The organism is Symbiopectobacterium purcellii (assembly GCF_052050035.1).
GTDB lineage: Bacteria > Pseudomonadota > Gammaproteobacteria > Enterobacterales > Enterobacteriaceae > Symbiopectobacterium > Symbiopectobacterium purcellii_A.
This window is the reverse complement of record NZ_CP189882.1, coordinates 2999806-3018262: the sequence shown is the minus strand read 5'-3', so window position 1 is coordinate 3018262 and position 18457 is coordinate 2999806. Positions and strand designations below refer to the sequence as shown.

The 18457-nt window shown below is 54.8% G+C and carries 13 protein-coding genes and 2 pseudogenes; 3 read left to right on the top strand and 12 right to left on the bottom strand.

Annotated elements, in window-relative coordinates; genetic code table 11:
- Positions 1-33: 33 nt before the first annotated feature.
- Together treB and ACQGXV_RS20865 are read left to right on the top strand one after the other, a co-directional pair.
- A pseudogene (treB, locus tag ACQGXV_RS20870) lies at positions 34-1149 on the top strand (PTS trehalose transporter subunit IIBC); the annotation flags it as partial.
- A gap of 47 nt (positions 1150-1196) precedes the next feature.
- Positions 1197-2870, top strand: a pseudogene (locus ACQGXV_RS20865) (alpha,alpha-phosphotrehalase).
- 16 nt (positions 2871-2886) lie between these two features.
- Here the strand turns inward: ACQGXV_RS20865 and tssK are convergent.
- Complete coding sequence (tssK, locus tag ACQGXV_RS20860; RefSeq protein ID WP_440862978.1) at positions 2887-4215, bottom strand: type VI secretion system baseplate subunit TssK; 1329 nt, start codon at positions 4213-4215, stop codon at positions 2887-2889.
- Between the two features lie 477 nt (positions 4216-4692).
- A complete protein-coding gene (locus ACQGXV_RS20855; RefSeq protein ID WP_440867541.1) occupies positions 4693-4932 on the bottom strand; it encodes a DUF883 family protein in 240 nt (79 codons plus the stop codon).
- A 76-nt stretch (positions 4933-5008) separates the two neighbouring features.
- On the opposite strand from ACQGXV_RS20855, the gene ACQGXV_RS20850 reads away from it, so the two are divergent.
- A complete protein-coding gene (locus ACQGXV_RS20850) occupies positions 5009-5890 on the top strand; it encodes an IS30 family transposase (protein WP_440862977.1) in 882 nt (293 codons plus the stop codon).
- Between the two features lie 452 nt (positions 5891-6342).
- Here the strand turns inward: ACQGXV_RS20850 and nuoN are convergent, their stop codons facing one another.
- The 10 genes from nuoN to nuoE form a co-directional block, all read right to left on the bottom strand.
- The gene (gene nuoN, locus ACQGXV_RS20845) at positions 6343-7800 is read right to left on the bottom strand and encodes an NADH-quinone oxidoreductase subunit NuoN (RefSeq protein WP_440862976.1); all 1458 of its coding nucleotides are present in this window, start codon (positions 7798-7800) and stop codon (positions 6343-6345) included.
- 6 nt (positions 7801-7806) lie between these two features.
- Complete coding sequence (gene nuoM, locus ACQGXV_RS20840; RefSeq protein ID WP_440862975.1) at positions 7807-9342, bottom strand: NADH-quinone oxidoreductase subunit M; 1536 nt, start codon at positions 9340-9342, stop codon at positions 7807-7809.
- A 159-nt stretch (positions 9343-9501) separates the two neighbouring features.
- A complete protein-coding gene (gene nuoL, locus ACQGXV_RS20835) occupies positions 9502-11352 on the bottom strand; it encodes an NADH-quinone oxidoreductase subunit L (RefSeq protein WP_440862974.1) in 1851 nt (616 codons plus the stop codon).
- Positions 11349-11651, bottom strand: coding sequence for an NADH-quinone oxidoreductase subunit NuoK (gene nuoK / locus ACQGXV_RS20830; RefSeq protein ID WP_440862973.1), 303 nt, complete (start codon positions 11649-11651; stop codon positions 11349-11351). Before nuoK ends, nuoL begins: the two co-directional genes overlap by 4 nt.
- Positions 11648-12193 (bottom strand): NADH-quinone oxidoreductase subunit J, encoded by a 546-nt coding sequence (gene nuoJ / locus ACQGXV_RS20825; RefSeq protein WP_440862972.1) that lies wholly within the window; start codon positions 12191-12193, stop codon positions 11648-11650. Before nuoJ ends, nuoK begins: the two co-directional genes overlap by 4 nt.
- Positions 12194-12203: 10 nt before the next feature.
- Complete coding sequence (gene nuoI, locus ACQGXV_RS20820; protein WP_222157554.1) at positions 12204-12746, bottom strand: NADH-quinone oxidoreductase subunit NuoI; 543 nt, start codon at positions 12744-12746, stop codon at positions 12204-12206.
- Between the two features lie 13 nt (positions 12747-12759).
- Positions 12760-13737 carry an NADH-quinone oxidoreductase subunit NuoH gene (gene nuoH / locus ACQGXV_RS20815; RefSeq protein WP_440862971.1) on the bottom strand — a complete coding sequence of 326 codons (978 nt, stop codon included), beginning with the start codon at positions 13735-13737 and terminating at the stop codon, positions 12760-12762.
- Positions 13734-16469 (bottom strand): NADH-quinone oxidoreductase subunit NuoG, encoded by a 2736-nt coding sequence (gene nuoG, locus ACQGXV_RS20810; protein ID WP_440862970.1) that lies wholly within the window; start codon positions 16467-16469, stop codon positions 13734-13736. The genes nuoH and nuoG overlap by 4 nt, the downstream gene beginning before the upstream one ends.
- Before the next feature lie 108 nt (positions 16470-16577).
- Complete coding sequence (gene nuoF, locus ACQGXV_RS20805; RefSeq protein ID WP_440862969.1) at positions 16578-17927, bottom strand: NADH-quinone oxidoreductase subunit NuoF; 1350 nt, start codon at positions 17925-17927, stop codon at positions 16578-16580.
- Positions 17924-18457 (bottom strand): NADH-quinone oxidoreductase subunit NuoE, encoded by a 534-nt coding sequence (gene nuoE, locus ACQGXV_RS20800; protein ID WP_222157558.1) that lies wholly within the window; start codon positions 18455-18457, stop codon positions 17924-17926. Before nuoE ends, nuoF begins: the two co-directional genes overlap by 4 nt.

Below are 18457 nucleotides of genomic sequence, written 5' to 3'. Positions count from 1 at the left end.
TTATTTCACTATTAAGCAACACGCTTAATGTCACTGTGGGAACAGGCTATTTCACATTTCTCGGAGATCTTTTACCCGCTGTTGCCAGCCTTGATCAGTGGCGGTTTGATCCTCGGCGTCCGCAACGTTATCGGGGACATTCCGCTGGTTGAAGGTCAGCCGCTGATCGAGCGCAGCCCAATATGCCGCACGATCTATGATTTCCTCTGGCTGCTGGGTGAAGCCATCTTCTACTATCTGCCCGTGGCAATTTGCTGGTCAGCGGTGAAAAAAATGGGTGGCACACCGGTGCTGGGCATCATTCTCGGTATCACGCTCGTTTCCCCCCAGTTGATGAATGCCTATTCTATCGGTCAGCAAATACCGGCGGTGTGGGACTTTGGCGGGTTTACGGTAGAGCGTATCGGCTACCAGGCACAGGTCATCCCTTCCCTGCTGGCCGGTATTATGCTGGCAATGATTGAACGGCGTCTTAAAAAATGGATACCGTCTTCACTGCATCTGGTGAATGTCCCAGTGCTGTCGCTGCTGCTGGCGGTATTTCTGGCGCACACGGTCATCGGCCCGATTGGGCGCAGCATTGGAGATGGTATCGCCTGGGCAATCACAAACGTGATGACCGGCAGTTTTGCGCCTATCGGCGCGGCGCTGTTTGGCTTTCTCTATGCGCTACTGGTGATTACCGGCGTACACCAAACGACGTTGGCTATCGATTTGCAAATGATTCAAAGTATGCGACACACCCCGGTTTGGCCACTGATTGCACTGTCAAAAATTGCTCAGGGCTCTGCGGTGATTGGCATTATGCTGATCAGTCGCAAGGTGAATGAATGAGAGACCTCCGTGCCAGCGGCAATTTCCGATATGTTGGGCGTGGCAGAACCCGCCATGTACGGTATCAACCTCAAATACGGCTTTCCCATGTTGTGTGCCATGATTGGCTCCGCGCTGACGGCACTCCTGTGCGGCATGAGCGGCGTGATGGCCAATGGCATTGGCGTCGGTGGCTTACCCGGCATACTGTCCATCAAGCCCTCATTTTGGAGCGTCTATCTGGTCGCTATGGCGATCGCAGTCGTGATACCCGTGATACTGACCACCACGGTGTACCGGCGTAAACAACGACTGGGCGCATTGCCCAATGGGTAATTGCGTCCTATAACTAGCGTACAGGTAAAGCGCAAATGGGTAATGGTATGACAGCACCGCTTCCTTGGTGGCGCAATGGCGTCATCTATCAAATCTATCCCAAGAGTTTTCAGGACAGCACCGGTTCTGGCACTGGCGATCTGCAAGGCATTATTTCGCGTCTGGAGTATCTGCAACAGTTAGGTGCCGATGCGCTGTGGCTTACACCGGTGTATCCCTCGCCGCAGATGGATAATAGTTACGACGTTGCCGACTACTGCGACATCGATCCCGTCTATGGCACGATGCACGATATGGAAACGTTGATCGCGCAAGCCCACGGGCGCGGGATGCGTATCATTATGGATATGGTGTTTAACCATACGTCTGCCCAGCACCCTTGGTTTATAGAGGCACAAACGCCTGATAGCGACTATCGCGCGTTTTACTACTGGCGCGCCGGAACAGAAACGTCGCCCCCAACAACTGGCGTTCAAAATTCGGCGGCAGCGCCTGGCAGTGGCATGCCGCCAGTCAGCAACATTACCTGCATTTGTTCGCACCACAACAGGCCGATTTGAACTGGGAGCACGCGCCGGTTCGTGAGGCGTTGCAAGCGGTCTGTCACTTTTGGGCGGATAAAGGGGTGGATGGCCTGCGTCTGGATGTGATCAATCTGGTGTCGAAACAGCAGGATTTCCCCTCGGATAGCGAAGGTGACGGTCGCCGCTTTTATACCGATGGGCCACGTATGGTGGAGTTTCTTCACGAATGCAACCGCACCGTATTCTCTCCGCGCAAACTCGTGACCGTCGGTGAAATGTCTTCGACCACCTTAGAGAACTGCCAACATTATGCCCCACTGACGGGCAATGCATTGTCAATGACGTTTAACTTCCATCATCTAAAAGTGGATTATCCGGGCGGAGAGAAGTGGACGCTGGCAGCACCGGATTTCATTGCGTTGAAAGCGTTGTTCAATACCTGGCAACGCGGTATGCATAATAAAGCCTGGAGTGCACTATTCTGGTGTAATCACGATCAGCCACGCATCGTTTCTCGCTTTGGCGATGAGGGCGACTATCGCACGCCGTCAGCCAAAATGTTGGCGATGGTGCTGCACGGCATGCAGGGTACCCCCTATATTTATCAAGGGGAAGAGATCGGTATGACCAACTCCGGCTATTACACCCTTGAGCACTATCGCGATATAGAAAGCCTGAATGTCTACGCGGAACATCTCGCCAAGGGTGAAACACCCGCGCAGGTGCTGCGTATTCTCGCCCACAAATCACGCGATAATGGGCGCAGCCCGATGCAATGGTCAGCTGCGCCGTCGGCGGGCTTTACGTCAGGTACGCCCTGGATATCCCCCGGAACAGGTTACGCGGAGATTAACGTATCGCAGGCACTTGCCGATCCGCACTCGGTGTTTTACACCTACCAACGGTTGATCGCCCTGCGTAAAGCGCTGCCACTGCTGACCTATGGCGACTACCACGACCTGTCCCCTGAGCATCCAACCCTCTGGTTCTATCGCCGCCGCTGGCAGGGACAACAGTTGCTGGTGCTCGCCAATCTGAGTCGGAAAATACAGTATTACGCGCTGCCTAACTAACCAGCCGTTCCCTCAGCGCTGGCGCCTGCTGCTAAGCAACTATGATGATCCTCCCGTGCACCCGGTTTCACTGACGTTGCGCCCTTATGAGGCGATTTATTGGCTGTCTGATACCGAACTCTGAGGGGGAAAACCACGGTTTACTCCTTCAGCACTGCGAAAAGTCTCAGCGATAAATCACCACAGTGATCGGGCACCGAGATAGCGCAGTGTCCGGAAGCCAGCGCATCCTGTACGCCGGAATGCTCAAGGTCGACGCTAAAGCAGAGGTTTTCCCAATTCAGAGGAATAACCGCAGGGATGTCATTAACCGGTTGCAACGGTTTATCCTGACTCGCTGCGTCTTGGCGCATACGGACGGCATGTCGTGTGCCAACCGCACACTGCGTCATGATATGCGCGCGCAACCGCTGCGAAGACCAGGATGAGTGCGCCAAAAGATAAATCTCAGAGACAGAATCCAGATTATGCGGCTGTAACTGGCCGACCCACAGATGATCTTTTTCACGCCTTAGCGCGATCCCCACGGTTCTGGCGGGCATACAGGTTTCAAGTAACGCATTGAGTAGTGAAAAGAGAGACGAAAACACCTCTGCGAGGCGAGTGTGGTCATAGCGGGGAATATCCGCCGCGCTCCACCCTTGCGTATAGGGCAACAGCGGACCGGCTAACTTAACCAGCTCACGATAGACCAATTCCGGATGCAACGCCGTTGCCTGGCTAATTTCACTCAGCACGGACTCGTAGCGATTTAACACGTTCAACAACCAAAACAGCGGCATATCTGGCTGCCCATGCTTTCTGGGTTGTTCATGGCGCAGCGCCAGCAGACGGCGACGTTTGCAGCGAGAACGCGACAACAATTGCTTCGACTGCGCCACCAGCATCGGTGAGGCGGAAAACGTTAGCAACGGTGGAATGAACGAAGTATCGATTTCCCAACGTCCTTGCCCATTGCGGTTAAGTCGCGCAATAGGATACGTGTGATAATCACGGTTTTCATCAACGCTAAAGCGTACACAAATTGCGGAGCTCGCGGCCATATCGTTCTCTCGGGGTGCTTTCTCCGGCGCGTTCACGCCATAGGCTAATGCAGGCGGCTCCTGAACACGAGAAGGGTGAGGTAACGCATCGCGCTGATGCTCGTTGGAAGGAAGCGCCAACAGCACATCCACCTGTTGCAGCTGTGGTGCCAAATGGCGATCCAACGGGACTGCACAACACAGCCCAGACAATCTGGCGGCGTCAATCCACGTACCGTCGGGTAAACACAGGCGCAGTTGCTTTAGCGTTAAAGAGTGATGCTGCATCGCCTCTTCATCAAGTTGTAACGCTTCAACCCCCCATGCATTTGACAATGATTGAGGTAAGACGTGTTTGCGGCTCAGTCTGTTCTGCTCCGAAGTAAGCAGAGATGGCCGGGAAGAAAGCAAGGTGCCTCTGTTCCATCGAGGCCTTGGCGTCTTCATGCTTGATGGTTCTCCTCAATATCTTCATGCATTCTGGCAATGCCGGTTTATACAGCAGAGTGTCTCAACCGACGTGTATGATGATAATACCTGCATCAGCCTCGTATCCAGGCAGTAATGCACTTATCCGTTAGTGATATTATTTACAGGTAAGAGTAACGTTCATGACGGCCACACAGTAGCAGATATGGAAGCCAGGAAGAAACAAAATTATCCTTGAAAAAAACAAATGAGAATCTTCGCTTATAAAAAAGATATTTAGCATCGATAAATAAGTGGCGCATTTATTCCGTAATACACCATAATATAATACCCTAAGATAATATTTTCTTTAATATAGTCAGCGAATCAAGAAAAGCAAATAAACAGCACGGCAATAATCATATTATCACCGTACCCTATTGAAAAATCACGTTAATGGCGCGCCAATAGCAGACCAAGTACAATCCCTAACGATGCGCCTACGCCTACACTGTGTCACGGTTTTTTATGCACATAACCGTCCGCACGATTGGCGACTTGTTTCGCCTTAGCATAATAACTGTCGGAAATACCTAATCTCGATTTAACTTCCAATAGGGCATTCTCCGCATTTTTCTTCAAGGTAATATAAGCTTCATCAGCACTATCACCAGAATAACGCAATATATCATCTAATGTATCGGCTAATAATTTCGCATCATCTTCAATACGAATATCTTCTGGCCCAATTCCCAGTCGAAATGCAACAAAGTGACCCACTGGCCAGACCCGGATAAAATCACCGTTCTGGCCCTACTGGAGATCCCGTTGCATGCAGGGAAAACATCTGACTCACAAAGAGCGGTTCTACATCGAAAAACGGCGTGGTGATGGGGTTAACCAGGCCACCATCGCCCGGGAACTGGAGCTTCCTCGTTCTACCATCAGCAGGGAACTCAGACGCAATACCGACGCCGCTTTCAACGGGGTCTATTCCTGCAGAAGGGCCGAAACGTTGGCCAGAGGGCGGCGGCAGAAAACACGGCCGGACAGCGTGATTAACCAGCTTGAACCGCACATTCAGGACTTTATCAGAACGGCGCTGTCTACCCACACCTCACCTGAGGTCATCAGTGGGCGCCTGGTCCTGGAATTTGGCCTGTCCGTCAGCAAGAACTCGCTCTATCGCTATATCCAGCAGGAGCGCCGGGCCGGCGGTGAGCTGTATCAGCAGCTCCCTCATCGGGGTAAACGGTATAACTATCAGACCGATGAGAACAAACGCGGTCCTATTCCCAACCGTGTTGGCATTGAGCAGCGGCCGGCCGTTGCTGACCTCAAGCAGGAACCCGGGCATTTCGAGATTGACACCATCTTTGGCAAAGATCAGAAATCATTCCTGCTGACGGTGGTCGATAAAGCCGTCAAGCTGGTCATCATTCGCAAACTGCCCAACAAGCGAGCAGAGACAGTGGTAGCGGCCTTCAGGGACATCGTTGCCAATACCTTCTGCGAGTTTAAAACCCTGACTGCTGACAACGGTTCTGAATTTTCCCAGCACGGGGAAATTACAAAAGTCACGGGGGCACCGGTCTACTTTGCCCGGCCATATCATTCCTGGGAACGCGGGTTGAATGAGCATACCAACGGCCTGATACGGCGTTTTTACCCGAAGGGAACGGACTTCAATTATAGCCAAGCGACATTATTTTGATAACAGCCAGCTATGCTTCTTTGCCGCATATCAGGGCATAGGATGTAATCATTTTTAAGTCGGTTGGCTATATGTCACCCATCGCAAGGTTGCAGCACTCGAACACCTGCTCAATACGCGAGGCCGAAAATCGCTGGGTTATCGTTCTCCAAATGAGGTATTTTTAACGCACTTACAGGCGGCATAATGCCCTACCGTTTTGTTGCGTTTCGACTGGGAATGGGGCCTGTGGGTTGTTTTTTTCAGCCATAATCGACTCCATGTTATTTCACTCAACGGTAGATTAACTATAGTCAAGTTCTCGACACATTAGGGCCTTGATCACCACAGACCATTCCGAAAATAGAAACCAGGATAAACAACAGACCAACATAACCGCCTGACGCGCAAAAAAAAAAGCGGCCGCAACCGGGTAACGGCTGCGGCCGCTTTTATAATGCAATTCCGATGTATTACATCAACGGCTGCGCCATCTGCACCAGTGAAATCAGCGGCTGCGGATACAACCCCAGCAGCAGCACAGCGATGGCAGAAATCAACACCACCACGCCGCCTGCGGTTAGCGCCCAGTTATTGGGCGTATCACGCTGACGTTCTTGCGGTGCCGTCAGATATAGGCTGACCATGACACGCAGATAGTAGTAGAGGCCAATGGCACTCCCCACCACCACCGCACCCGTCAGCCACCACAGCTTGGCGTCAACGCCTACGGCCAATACATAGAATTTGCCGAAAAAGCCCAGCGTCATCGGGATACCAGCCAGAGAAAGCATCATCACCGTCATGACCGCAGACAGAATCGGTTTATGCCAGAACAGCCCACGATAAGAGAACAGAGAATCCGCATCCGGGCCACGGTACGGGCTGGACATCAGGCTGACAACCCCAAAGGCTCCCAGGCTGCTGAACAGGTAGCCCGCCAGATAGACCCCCACGGTTTCTAATGCCAACTGGTGAGTTTGTACGGCAATCAGCGCCACAAGCAAGTAGCCGAGGTGAGCGATGGAAGAGTAACCGAGCAGACGTTTGATGTTGCTTTGCGCAACTGCCATCAGGTTACCAAACAGGATGGAGGCAAACGCGATCACACCCAGCGCCGTTCTGACCGAATCACTGTCAACCATAGGCGCATAGAGGAACAGACGCATCACAGCACCAAAAATGGCGATCTTGCTGGCAGTCGCCAGGAAAGTCGACACCGGTGCCGGGGCACCTTGATACACATCCGGCGTCCAGAGGTGGAACGGCACCAGCGAGAGTTTGAACCCCAAACCGACAATCATCATGCCGAGACCGGCCAACAGCAGCGGCTCGTACAGTGTACGATCCGCCATCCGCGCACCCAGACTGGCAAAGCTCAAGCTACCCGAATCAGCATAGACCAGCGCCATCCCAAACAGCAGGAAGGACGAGGCAGCAGCAGAAAGCAGCATATATTTGATGCCAGCTTCCAGCGAGCGACGCTGGCGAAACGCATAGCTCACCAGACCGAACAGCGGCAGTGAGATAAGTTCAATACCGATGAACAGCGACGCCAAATGGTTAGCGCTGGCCAGCATAACACCGCCCAACGCAGCAATTGCCACCAGCAGATAAAACTCGTCGCGGTTATCCGAATAGCCTTCCAGCCACGGGTAAGCGAACGTGCAGGTCGCCAGACTGGCAAGCAGCACCAGCGCGGTGTAGAACATGGAGAAACCGTCTACCCGCAGCAGCGGCGTCACGTCCATCGGACCCGCGTTACCCACCAGAATCAGCGAGAACAACGCAATGTTAAGACCGATCACCGTGACAGTGGCATTGAAGAAATGGTTGCGTCGCCACGCAATGCACAGCATCACAACCACGGCGGTCAAACCGACGATTAACAGCGGCAGAAGCGCGACCAGGTGTTGAAGAGTTATTGTCATGGCGAATTACGGCCTTGTCGTTGAAAGTGTTGAATCAGCCGCTGATGACATAAACCAATGCTGGATATTAGCCATTGCCGCATCAGACGTATTCAGGATGGTCTGCGGGAACAACCCGAGCAGCACCAGCAATACCACCAGCAACATCACCATAGACAATTCACGGGTGGACAGCCCCGGCAGTTTTTCATCGGATTTGGGCGTGCCGTAGTAAGCGCGTTGCATCATCACCAGCGAGTAGACGGAGGCAAACACCAGACCAAACGTCGAAATCACAGTGATCACCGGCACCACAGGGTAGCTACCGAACAGAATCATAAACTCGCCGACGAAGTTGCCGGTGCCCGGAATCCCCAGCGTCGCCACCGCAAAGAACAACGACAGTGAGGGCAAGAAACGAATGCGCGCCCACAGGCCGCCCATCTGACGCAAATCGCGCGTATGCAGACGCTCGTAAAGCTGGCCGCACAGAATAAACAGACCGGCCGCAGAAAGCCCATGCGCAATCATCTGAATGACCGCCCCCTGATACGCCAGGTGGCTGCCGGAGTAGATGGCAATCATCACAAAGCCCATGTGAGACACCGACGTGTAGGCAATCAGGCGTTTGATATCGGTCTGCATAAACGCCATCCAGGCGCCGTAGAAGATACCGATAACGCCCAGCCACATCGCGATAGGCGCAAATTCATGGGACGCATTGGGGAACAGCGGCAGGCTGAAACGCAGCAGACCGTAGGCCGCTGTTTTCAGCAAGATACCCGCCAGGTCGACAGAACCCGCCGTCGGCGCCTGACTGTGCGCATCCTGCAACCAGCCGTGCAGAGGCACAACCGGCATTTTCACCGCAAAGGCGATAAAGAAGCCCAGCATCAGCAGGTATTCCACGCCGCGCGACATCGGCGTGTGCAGCAGATCGGTGTAACTAAAGGTCCACACCCCAGTGGCATCGTGATGCACAAACACCAGCGCCAGAATGGCAATCAGCATGATCAAGCCGCTGGACTGGGTGTAGATAAAGAACTTGGTGGCCGCGGTAATACGCGTTTTCCCATCGGAACCTTTGTGTCCCCACAGTGCGATGAGGAAATACATCGGCACCAGCATCATCTCCCAGAAGAAGAAGAACAGGAACATGTCAATCGCCAGGAACACGCCAATCACGCCGCCCAGGATCCACAACAGGTTCAGGTGGAAGAAGCCCTGGTAACGTTGGATTTCATTCCACGAACACAGGATTGCCAACACCCCCAGCAGACCGGTCAGCACCACCATCAGCAGCGACAACCCATCCAGCGCCAGGTGAATACCGATACCGAAGCGCGGAATCCACGGCACGTTGTATTCAGACTGCCAGAACGGCACATCAGACTGCGCCGTTAAAGAGTACCCGCCCTGCAACCAAAGCAGCAGCGACAGCACCAGCGTTAACCCCATCGATATCAGTGCGATCCAGCGCGGCACGCGGGTGCCGAAGCGCTCGAGCTGCCAGCACAGCAGGCCGCCGATAAAGGGGAGAAGTATTAGCCAAGGTAGTAGCATGGCGTTTTGCGTCCCTAATTTTAAGAAATCTGAAAACTTGCTGTGGCGGTAGCCATTCGTATTGGCTTCCCGCCCCTGCGCATCATTACTGCGTGTTTTTCATCGCGTTTACCTCACGGCACGGTGTCACCTGATAATGGGTCATCAGATAACAGGCCATCAGATAAACTGTAACAATGCCAGCACCACAACCGCCCCTATGCCCATTGACGCAACATACCAGCGCAGTTGGCCATTCTGACTGACGGCCAACCCTTTGTTGCCCCAACGCACCACCACGGCAGGCAAGCCCATCATCGCGTTCAACGGATCGCGCTGTAGCAGTTTGGCAATCGCCAGATACGGTTGTACGAAGACTTTGTCATACAGCCAGTCAAATCCCCAGGCGTGGAACCACCAGGTAGAGAAGAAGCGACCCGGAGCACTCTGCGCTACGCTGGTCACAAACTGGCGTTTACCCAGCCACAGCACCGCGGCCAGCAGAATACCGGCAATCGCCACCACGCCAGACGCAATTTCTAACGTCAGAGTTCGGTCGTGACCGAGTTCCGTGGTCTGCGGCAGCACACCGTGCAACGGCGGCACAATCAACGCACCGATGAACGTGGAGAGCACCATCAGCACCAGTAACGGAATGTGGTGAGACAGCCCTTTGCCTGCGTGCGCTTTGGTTTTCGCTTCGCCATGGAACACGATGAAAATCATGCGGAAGGTGTACAGCGAGGTCATAAACGCCCCGGCCAGCCCCGCCATCATCAAATCCATATGGCCGTTAGCCCAGGCACCCGCCAGAATTTCATCTTTACTGAAGAAGCCGGCGGTGACCAACGGCAGTGCCGCCAGCGCCGAGCCGCCAATAAGGAAACTGACGTACACCAGCGGAATGGTTTTACGCAGTCCGCCCATCTTGAAGATGTTCTGTTCGTGATGGCAGGCAAGAATCACCGAGCCGGAGGCCAGGAACAACAACGCTTTAAAGAAGGCATGCGTCATCAGGTGGAAAATCGCCGCATCCCACGCCTGCACGCCCAGCGCCAGAAACATGTAACCAATCTGGCTCATGGTGGAGTAGGCCAACACGCGCTTGATGTCGCTCTGTACCAGCGCGGCAAATCCCGCCAGCACCAGCGTCACGGCACCAACGATACCCACCAGATGCAGCACATCCGGCGCCATCAGGAACAAACCGTTGGTCCGGGCAATCAGGTAAACCCCAGCTGTTACCATGGTCGCGGCGTGGATCAGCGCGGAAACCGGCGTCGGACCAGCCATCGCATCTGCCAACCAGGTTTGCAGCGGTAACTGGGCAGATTTACCCACCGCGCCACCCAGCAACATCAGCGTTGCCCAGGTAATCGCCGGAGATCCTTCTGCCAGTTTCTGCGGTGCCAACACCATCAGTTCGCGGAAATTGAGCGTGCCCAACTCTTTGAACAGGATAAACAGCGCAAACGCCAGGAACACGTCACCAACGCGCGTCACGACGAAGGCTTTCATCGCCGCCGCACCGTTCTTCGGATTGGTGTAGTAGAAACCGATCAGCAGATAACTGCACAGCCCTACCCCTTCCCAGCCGAGGTACATCAGCAGCAGGTTATCCGCCAACACCAGGATCACCATGCTGGCAATAAACAGGTTGGTGTAAGCGAAGAAGCGAGAGTAGCCCTCTTCACCGCGCATGTACCAGGAGGCGAACAGATGAATAAAGAAACCAACGCCCGTCACCACCGACAGCATGGTAAGAGACAAGCCATCCAGCGCCAGACGGAAGGCAATGTTAAAATTGCCGACTGCCATCCAGGTCCACAGAGGTTGCGTGAAAAAGGTCACACCGCCATCATGGTGCTGCGCAAAGAAATCAATCGCGACCCAGCAGGTGGTCAAGGCGGCCAACCCGATAGAACCCACACCCACGGTAGCCGCGGTGTTTTCCGACCAGCGACCGCGCGAAAATGCCAACAGCAAAAAGCCGAGCAGCGGGAATAATGTTGTTAAGTAGAGTAAGTTCATCCGCGCATCTCACTGACAGTATCGATATTCAGGGTATGACGACGGCGATACATCTGGAGCAACAGCGCCAGACCGATGCTGGCTTCCGCTGCCGCCAGCGTGATCGCCAGAACATACATCACCTGCCCATCCGCGTGCCCCCAATAGCTGCCGGCAACCACAAACGCCAGCGCGGCGGCATTGATCATCACTTCCAGACTAATCAGCATAAACAAGAGGTTACGCCGAATAATCAGGCCCATCAGGCCGAGAGAAAATAAAATGGCAGCCAAAGCTAACCCATGTTGTAACGGGATCATGCACGCTCCTCCGCCAGTTTCTTCTCGGTCTCTTCTTTAGCCTGGCTATCGACCATCTTGTCCTCACGGCCCACGTGGAACGCCACTACCAGCCCAGCCAGCAACAGCATAGAGGACAATTCCACCGCCAACACATAAGGTCCAAACAGCGTGATGCCAACGGCTTTGGCATCAATCATGTTCCCTGTGATTTCCGCGCTGCTAATACTGAAAACGGCGCGAACCACTACGAGCAGCAGAACCAGCGCCAGCACCGCCGGACCAATCCACACGCTCGGTTTCAACCAGGCGCTTTCCTGTTGGTCTACGCTATTCAAGTTCAGCATCATCACCACAAACACGAACAGCACCATGATGGCACCGGCATAAACGATGATTTCTACCGCCCCGGCGAAATACGCCCCCAGCGAGAAAAATACGCCGGAGATAGCCAGCAGCGAGACGATTAAATACAACAATGCATGTACAGGGTTAGTGTGAGTAATCACACGTAGGGTCGCCAGAATGGCGATTAACCCCGATGCATAAAACGCGAATTCCATGCTCGGCTCCTTAGGGCAACAGGCCTTTGACATCAATGGGTTTGGCTTCGTTTTCGGCGTCGCCCTTCTCTTTCCCATCGATAGCCATACCCGCCATCCGGTAGAAGTTGTATTCCGGGTATTTACCGGGCCCTGAGATCAACAGATCTTGTTTCTCGTACACCAGATCCTGGCGCTTATACTCGCCCATTTCAAAATCCGGCGTCAGCTGAATCGCGGTGGTCGGGCACGCTTCTTCACAGAAGCCGCAAAAAATGCAGCGCGAGAAGTTGATGCGGAAAAATTCGGGATACCAACGGCCATCCTTCATTTCCGCTTTCTGCAACGAGATACAGCCGACCGGACAGGCCACGGCGCACAGGTTACAAGCAACGCAACGCTCCTCACCATCCGGATCGCGCGTCAGCACAATACGACCACGATAGCGTGGGGGTGGGTTGACCGGCTCTTCCGGATACATTTTGGTTTCACGCTTTTTGAAGGCGTTGGACCCGACCATACAGATACTGCGTACCTGGGTACCGAAACCAACCACAATGTCTTTTATCTTCATGGTTCAGTTCCCTTTACTGTGCGTTGTACAAAATCACGGCCGCCGTCGCCAGCAGATTAAGCAGCGTTAACGGCAGGCAGACGGTCCACCCGAAGGTCATCACCTGGTCATAGCGCGGACGCGGCAACGAAGCACGGATCAGGATGAACATCATCATGAAGAAGCCGGTTTTCAGCGCAAACCAAACGAAAGGCGGTAACAATGGCCCATGCCAGCCGCCGAAGAACAGCGTTACCATCAGCGCCGATACGGTCACGATGCCGATGTATTCCCCGACGAAGAACAGACCGAATTTCATACCGGAATATTCGATGTGGTAACCATCCGCCAGTTCTTGCTCCGCTTCCGGTTGGTCGAAAGGATGGCGGTGGCACACCGCTACACCCGCGATGGCAAAGGTCAAAAAACCAAAGAACTGCGGAATGACGTTCCACAAGTGCGCTTGAGATTCGACGATATCGCCCATGTTGAAAGAACCCGCCTGTGCGACCACGCCCATCAGCGACAGACCGAGAAACACTTCGTAGCTCAGCGTTTGTGCTGATGCACGCACCGCCCCCAGCAGCGAGTATTTGTTACCGCTCGCCCAACCGGCGAACAGCACGGCGTACACCGCCAGCCCCGCCATCATCAGGAAGAACAGCAGGCCGATGTTTAAATCGGCTACGCCCCAGGTCGGAGTGACCGGCACAATCGCAAACGAGAGCAACAGCGAGGTAAAGGCAATGACCGGTGCCAGCGTGAAAATCACGTGGTCGGTAAAGCGCGGTACCCAGTCCTCTTTAAAGAACATCTTGATCATGTCAGCAACCAGCTGCAATGATCCGCCCCACCCCAGGCGGTTTGGTCCGTAACGCCCTTGGAACAGCCCCAGAAGGCGACGTTCACCCATACTCATGAATGCGCCGCAGGTGACGACCACCAGCAGGATCACCATGGCTTTGCCGACGGCGATCAAGGTATACATAACCTCCGGTGTTAACCAGCTCATTGTGCAGCCTCCCTCAGACTTTCAATGGTTGCCCCTGCCAGCGACGGCGCAATACCCGGGAAACCTAACGGCAATCCAACCTGTCCCTGACGCAGAGCGTCGCTCAGTCGTAGCGGCAGGCGCAGGGTCTGGCCCTGACAGCGCAGCTCAAGCAGCGCGCCAGCGTTAACCCCCAGCAGCGCGGCATCAGCAAGACTGACCATCACGTAAGCATCATCCATACGTTGTTGGATAACCGTAGCACGCTGTGTCATCTCTTCACTGCCGAACAAATGGTAATAAGGTGCGACGCGCCACTGTCCCGGCTGTGTGTTAAACGCTGCCGGAATGGCGTCGAAGTAACCCAGTTCGCCTTCGCCCGCTTCGATCAAACGCACACCCGGATCCCCGTGGCGCAGGTGACCGCCCACTTCGTCTTGGAATTTGTTCCACGCCTGCGGGGAGTTCCAACCGGGAGACCAGGCAAACGGAATCTGCTGGCGCGCGGCTGTCGGACTGTTGTTCCCTTCCATCGAGAAGGCAAACATCGTGTCTTTGTCTTGTGGCTGACGCGGTTCATGCACGCTGATATTGGCGCGCATTGAGGTACGGCCGCTGGAGCGATTAGGCGAACGCGCCAGTTTCTGCCCGTTGATACGGAAATTGGCATCTGGCGCAGCGTCTTTGATACCTGCTAACTGCGGCAACGCGCTCACACAGGCATCAATCACGTGATCCAGTTGTGTCCAATCGACCTTACGGCTCTGATAGGTGGTCGCCAGCGAATGCAGCCAACGCCAGCTTTCCAGCATCACCACGCTGTTGTCATAGTAGGCCGGATCGTACACCTGGAAGAAACGCTGAGCGCGGCCTTCCTGATTTATCAGCGTACCATCACTTTCAGCAAAGCTGGCGGCAGAGAGGATTAACGACGCGTTGTCCATGATCGCTGTGCGCTGGTGATCCAGCACGATCAGATTGGTGGCTTTAGCCAGCGCCGCATCCACGCGCGCCTGCGGGGCGTGACGATAGAGATCGTTTTCCAGCACCACCACGCTATCGGCGGCACCACTCTCCAACTGAGCCAGCGCATCGTCCAGCGAACCGCCGCCCATCATCGACAGGCCAATGCTGTTCGCGGCGGAGGCGACAAAGGTCACACCGACATCTGAACCGCGTTGTTTAAGCGCTTTCGCCACGTTGGCAGCCGCTTCGATAACTGCTTCGCTACCAGAATGGGTACCAGAGATAATCAGCGGTTTCTTCGCACCAGCCAGTGCCTGCACGATAACGTCAACTTTCGGTGCCAGAGCAGCATCCAAATCGGTGACTGCCGGGGCATTTTCATCCAACGCATGAGCGATGGCGAAGCCAAGGCGCGCCTGATCCTCTACCGGTGCACGGTAGTTCCAGGCGGCAATATCATCCAGACGGGTTTTATCTACCGATGTCATAAACAGCGGATGCTTGGCGTGTTGGCCGATGTTGAGAATGGCCGCAATCTGCCAGTCTGCCACTTTTTGTGCAGCTGCCATTTCACGCGCTTTCCCCTTCACCGCCTGACGAACCGCCAGCGCAATACGCGCGCCGGTTTGGGTCAAATCTTCGCCCAGCACCAGCACGGCATCATAGCTTTCGATATCACGCAGCATCGGGGTGCGTACACCGCTGTCGCGCAACACGTTGAGGATCAGCTGTAAACGCGCCTGCTCAGCGTGGGCAATACCAGTGTAGAAGCGTTCCGCCCCCACCAGTTCGCGCAACGCAAAGTTGCTTTCTACGCTGGCGCGCGGAGAGCCAATGCCGATGACGCATTTTGACTGACGCAGCACATCCGCCGCCCCTTGCAACGCCTGATCGGCATTCAGGGCAATCCAGTCATCGCCACGACGCTGCAACGGCTGACGCGGACGATCTTTCGCGTTGACGTAGCCATAACCAAAACGGCCACGGTCACACAGGAAATAGTGGTTCACGCTACCGTTATAGCGGTTTTCGATACGACGCAGCTCGCCATAACGTTCACCGGGGCTGGTGTTACACCCGACGCTGCACTGCTGGCAGACGCTGGGCGCAAACTGCATATCCCATTTGCGGTTGTAGCGCGTAGAGTGGGTTTTATCAGTGAACACCCCGGTCGGACACACTTCGACCAGGTTGCCGGAAAATTCACTTTCCAACACGCCATCTTCAGGACGACCAAAGTAGACGTTGTCATGGGCACCATACACGCCCAAATCGGTGCCACCGGCGTAGTCTTTGTAGTAACGCACACAGCGATAGCAGGCGATGCAGCGGTTCATCTCATGAGAGATAAACGGCCCCAGATCCTGATTGCGGTGAGTACGTTTGGTAAAGCGATAGCGGCGGAAGTTGTGTCCCGTCATCACCGTCATATCCTGCAAATGACAGTTGCCACCCTCTTCGCAGACCGGGCAGTCGTGCGGGTGGTTAGCCATCAGGAATTCGACGATGGTTTTACGGAACAGTTTGGCTTCCTCATCGTCGATGGCGATAAACGCGCCATCTGTTGCGGGGGTCATGCAGGACATGACCAGACGGCCACGCGTGTCCTCCGCATTCTGGTACTGCTTCACCGCGCAGAGGCGGCAGGAACCGACGCTACCCAGCGCGGGATGCCAGCAAAAGTAAGGAATATCAAGCCCCAGCGTCAGACAAGCCTCTAGCAGGTTGTCCGAGCCGTTCACCTCATACTCTTTGCCGTCTACATGAATCGTAGCCATAGTCAGCATGCTTCCATAATGGCCCGTGTTGCCACAGGCGCTAATCAAAAATTCTGTAATAAGAGCAGGCTATCCGCCAGCGGAGACGTGTTTCGTCTCCTGTTATTGTCGGCTTGATTACCAACGCTCTTTCAGCAGGTTCGGCTGAATACCGCCAATTGCTTTGGTATTTCCCAGATATTGCGGCGCAATACCCGCTTCAAATTCTTCACGGAAATACTTGATAGCACTTTGCAGCGGCTCAACGGCACCTGGCGCATGGGCGCAGAAGGTGTTGCCCGGCCCGAGGAAGCGGCACAGTTGCTCCAGCGTTTCAATATCGCCGGGTTGCCCTTCGCCTCGCTCCAGCGCACGCAGGATCTTCACGCTCCACGGTAACCCGTCGCGGCACGGCGTACACCAGCCACAGGATTCACGGGCAAAGAACTCTTCGAGATTGCGGGTCAGCCCCACCATGTTGATCTCGTGATCGACCGCCATGGCCAACGCCGTGCCGAGACGGCTGCCTGCCTTGGCGATATGCTCGAAATCCATCGGCAGATCGAGGTGCGCTTCGGTGAGGAAATCGGTCCCCGCGCCGCCCGGCTGCCAGGCTTTGAATTTAAACCCATCGCGCATACCACCCGCGTAGTCTTCCAAAATCTCGCGCGCCGTGGTGCCAAACGGCAGTTCCCACAAACCAGGGTTTTTCACCCGGCCAGAGAACCCCATCAGTTTGGTCCCTGCATCCTTACTCTTGCCAGCAGACAGCCCCTGATACCATTCGGCACCGTGTGCGATAATCGCAGGCACATTACACAGGGTTTCTACGTTGTTCACGCAGGTCGGTTTGCCCCACGCACCGGCAGAAGCTGGGAACGGTGGCTTGGAACGCGGATTCGCGCGCCGGCCTTCCAGTGAGTTGATCAGCGCGGTTTCTTCACCACAGATGTAGCGACCAGCGCCGGTGTGCACGAACAGTTCGAAATCGAATCCGCTGCCGAGAATATTTTTGCCGAGCAGGCCCGCCTGTTTGGCTTCTTCGATGGCGCGACGCAGGTTCACGGCTGCCTCTACGTATTCGCCACGCAGGAAGATATAGCCGCAATAGGCTTTAAGGGCGAACGCGCTGATCAGCATGCCTTCCACCAGCAGGTGCGGCAGTTGCTCCATCAGCAGACGGTCTTTGTAGGTGCCCGGCTCCATCTCATCCGCGTTACACAGCAGATAGCGGATGTTCATGCTTTCGTCTTTCGGCATCAGGCTCCATTTCAGCCCCGTGGAGAAGCCCGCACCGCCGCGCCCTTTCAGGCCCGCGTCTTTTACCAGGCTAACCACTTCGTCCTGAGCCATGCCACTGAGCGCTTTCTGCGCCGCCACATACCCATTCTTTGCGCGGTATTCGTCAAGCCATACCGGCTGCTTGTCATCGCGTAGACGCCAGGTCAGCGGATGCTGTTCGGGCGTCAAAATCCTGTTCATACTCATTGATACGGCTCCAATAGCGAATCGATATCGTCAGGCTTGACATGACTGTGCGTGTCCTCGTCGATCATCATCGACGGGCCTTTGTCACAGTTGCCCAGGCAGCAGGTCGGCAGCAGGGTGAAACGGCCGTCAAAGGTAGTTTGACCGGGTTTAATCTTCAGTTTTCGTTCCAACGCCGCTTGTACGCCCTGAAAACCGTTGATGTAGCACACCACGCTGTCGCAATAGCGAATCACGTGCCGTCCAACCGGTTGACGGAAAATCTGGCTGTAAAACGTCGCCACGCCTTCCACATCGCTGGCCGGAATTCCCAGAATGTCGGCAATGGCATGGATAGCGCCATCCGGCACCCAGCCACGATGTTTCTGAACAATTTTCAGCGCTTCGATGGACGCCGCACGCGCATCTTCGTAATGATGTTTCTCATGCTCGATGGCATCGCGCTCAGCGTCGCTCAATACAAAAACAGACTCGTTCGGCGCGGCATCGGCTGCGGCGTTAATAGGTTGTTGAGTGTCTTGATCATGCAT